Genomic DNA, 2,703 nt, shown 5'->3' on the forward strand with positions numbered 1-2,703 from the left:
GGTGGGCATGGTCACAGCCCTAAAAATCGGGGGGCTTGAGCTTGAGGGAGAGCACCATCGTGCGCATATGGACGCACGGAATATCGCCCGCCTTTTGCCATACTCATTTGGCTGAACATGCACTCGCAGTTCATGTGTGAGCGTTTCAGCGCACGCTGCCTTAATTTCCATCCTGTTCATTATCGTAATTACGGTAATTACCGTAATCGCGTCTGATCGCCACCGCGCAAATCAGCCCGGCTCTTGCCTTCCTGCAACAGTTCAGTTACATCGCGCTGATACAGTTCTCGGCAATAAAAAGCTGGGGGCGTTAGATGTCGAGACCGTTCATCGTTATGGGTGATCAGACGGATCACGGTGGCGTTGTTGTTGGTGCGGCAGGCACTACAGAAACGCATGGCAAACGAATTGCACGTGTTGGCGATCAAGTCACGTGCCCGAAGAAGGGGCATGGAACAACGGTCATCGTGACGGGTGATCCGACCATGATCATTGACGGCCAGCCAGCCGCACGACATGGCGACAAATGCGCGTGTGGCGCAACGTTGATTGCTAGCCAGTTTGTTTCAACAACATGCGATGGCGGTGGGCCAGATGCTGGTGCAAAGCAGGCGGCTTCGGCATCTCACCTGGCCACAGCCGCAGAGGCTCTTCGTGAGGTGCGCTTCCGATACGATGAGCAAACAAAGCTCGTTGTTAGCGGTGATACAGCAACGCTGATCGGTCTGCCTTGGTTCATCAAAACAGAAGACGGCAAGACCTACTCTGGCAGGCTCGATCAGTCGGGGCAATTGCCTCGCATTTCAACGCAGGTTGAGGGCCGCTATGAGACATTTTGGGGCGATGAGGCACTTGAACACATAGAGGCTCAAGCATGACTTCCGCTGTTCTGAAGCAGAGAGCAACTGTTAGAACGAATACCGTCAAAGATTCGATTTGCAAGATTACGGTCGAGCCGGTGACCTTCGCAAAGCTGTGGGATGGCTACCCGTCAGGTCACCCATATTTGGACGCAAAAGGCAATACGCCACCGGGCTTTGAAAATCAATGCGCAATCAAGGTCAGCGTTGCGTTGCACGCCGTCGGCGTTGAAATGAAGTCATTTAAAGGTGGCTCTGTCTTGGTCAATGGCAAGAAGGTTGCCACTGCTGCGGAAGAGCTCGCTGCTTGGCTGAAGAAGCAACCCTTTTGCGGCCTGCCATCCAAGCCAGAATCTATTGCAGGTGATGCTTGGCAAGCCAAGATCAAAGGGCGTACTGGCATCATTTTTTTTGCCAACTACTGGCTTCGCAAGACAGACGCACAAGGTAGGCCAACGGGTGACCACATTGACCTTTGGAACGACTGGCGACTAACTGCCTCAAGCCTCGAAAGTGCCGGAGCAACCTTCGTTCGATTTGTCCTTGGTCGAAGAACAGGCCCAGATATTTCCGACCTCGGAAAGGCAACAGAAATTTTGTTTTGGGAGATCAAGTGATCCGACGCTTCGCGATCTCTCTTGCTTGGCTTGCCGTTGGTCTTGCGCTCTCTGAGGCCCTGTGGCAATTCTGGACGCCGAGGTGCACTGAGGGTGTGTGCCCTTCTTGGCTTGGTGTATCAATGATCGGTGCTTGCCTTGCTGGGCCTCTGATATGGATGGTGGCTGGGTTCATCTCTTCTCGGCTCCCGAAGCCTGTGCTCAAAGGCCCAGTGCTTTTTGCTGGCTGTTTGCTTCTTAACGTTGCTGTTGCCCTGTTTTTAACCGTGTCTCTCTAGGCGCGGATGGATGCCCAAACATGAAAACAATCAGGATTCGCTCGGTCGATGAGGCAAAGCGCCTCACGCTGCCTCCCATTCCAGACTCGTTCTTCGAGGCAGGTCGGGAATTGCAACGCCGTGCAGAGAGGTCAAACATGAGCAGGCATGCCGTTCTCCGGGGCATATACGAGATTGTTGACCGTGTTGGAGAGCTGGTTGATCCATTTACGGTTTGCTCATCTGGTTGCTCGGCTTGCTGCCATATCCCGGTCGGTATCTCCGAGATTGAAGCGTCGTACATTGAGCGCAATACAGGGCGGCGTATGAAGCGTGGCGTTGTCTCGGCGCCAGCACCGTTGCCGGGAACCGTGGGCCCTTGCCCTCTACTTGCGCCGGATGGCCGTTGCTCTGTTTACGAGGCTAGACCCTTCATATGCCGAGTGTTTGCCGCGTTTGATGATCCGGCGTTGTGTGCTCAGACCGATGCCCAACACGTTCTTTATCACTCCGACGCCAATGCGGTTTTCACGGGTAGTAAGCAATGGCTGATGCATCTGAATGGAAGTGGAGCTGTTTCCGATATTCGAGCGTTCTTCTCGCCGCCGCCGCCGGAAACTCGGTAGTCAGTGCTGCCTCTGCGGCTTATGCCGTAGGCCGCGAGGCCGTTGCCTGCTGCTGGCGGGGCCATCCCCCGCCCTGGGTTCGTGGGTGAGGCCACAGATCTTCTCAGTGCTCCGTTGATGGTCGCGTGCTTGGTCCTGGGTTGTCCTTGGCGTTACCCCGCGCCATCAAGACCATGGCCTATCCCGTGCGCTTGGCCTTCGATTGACAATATGTAGCACCTGGTGCTAGACTTTATGCGATGCCAAAAAGCCCTCAGTCTCGCGTCTTCAAGACAGCCCGATTCAGCAAAGATGCAAAGAAGGCTCGGATTTCAGATGCTGAACTGTGTGCGGCCATTCGCCA

General features: G+C 54.8%; 2 protein-coding genes and 1 pseudogene. All 3 read left to right on the plus strand.

All coding sequences use genetic code 11. The annotated features are described in order from the left end of the window. Positions 1-314: 314 nt before the first annotated feature. Positions 315-560: pseudogene (locus EPO09_RS01495) on the plus strand (PAAR domain-containing protein); the annotation flags it as partial. A 314-nt stretch (positions 561-874) separates the two neighbouring features. Continuing rightward, entirely contained in the window at positions 875-1,477 is a 603-nt protein-coding gene (locus EPO09_RS01500; protein WP_290639467.1) for a type VI secretion system amidase effector protein Tae4, read from the plus strand. Positions 1,478-1,775: 298 nt separating this feature from the next. Further along, positions 1,776-2,360, plus strand: a complete 585-nt coding sequence (locus tag EPO09_RS01505) for a YkgJ family cysteine cluster protein (RefSeq protein WP_290639468.1) — start codon at positions 1,776-1,778, stop codon at positions 2,358-2,360. Positions 2,361-2,703: the final 343 nt, after the last annotated feature.

It is taken from the genome of Aquabacterium sp. (genome assembly GCF_004297345.1).
Taxonomy (GTDB): domain Bacteria; phylum Pseudomonadota; class Gammaproteobacteria; order Burkholderiales; family Burkholderiaceae_C; genus Aquabacterium.

What these genes read in the sequence shown, in the direction of transcription:
- EPO09_RS01500 (WP_290639467.1), top strand. Translation starts at nt 875, where the DNA reads ATGACTTCCGCTGTTCTGAAGCAGAGAGCAACTGTTAGAACGAATACC.
- EPO09_RS01505 (WP_290639468.1), top strand. Translation starts at nt 1,776, where the DNA reads ATGAAAACAATCAGGATTCGCTCGGTCGATGAGGCAAAGCGCCTCACG.